At 46.8% G+C, this 327-nt stretch carries 1 protein-coding gene; it reads right to left on the reverse strand.

Annotated elements, in window-relative coordinates; all coding sequences use genetic code 11:
• A partial coding sequence (locus D0T84_RS14395; protein WP_163308560.1) for a peroxiredoxin occupies nt 1–327 on the reverse strand: 327 nt, incomplete at both ends.

The raw sequence follows: 327 nt of genomic DNA on the forward strand, positions 1-327 counted from the left end.
TTATCCGTCAGGATGAATGTAGGCGTACCCACGATACCGTAATTGCGAAAGTTAGCCCCGTCGAAACCCTTATAGTCGCACAACTTGTCTGCCCAAGGCAATCCGGCAGATGTCTCCGCGTGAACTTCTTCGCCAATGTCGGCAGCAATGGAGATTACACGGATATTGTTATCTGTCAGTAATTTATAATTCTTTTTCAACTGTTCCAACTCATAATGACAGTTGCCACAACCCGTTTCATAAAACATTATCAAACTCAATCTTGGAACGAACGAACTGTCGCCCACTACAATCTCCGGCGCAGGCTGCCCGTTCAACGGCAAGGTC

This window comes from Dysgonomonas sp. 521 (assembly GCF_010501055.1).
Classification (GTDB): Bacteria; Bacteroidota; Bacteroidia; order Bacteroidales; family Dysgonomonadaceae; genus Dysgonomonas.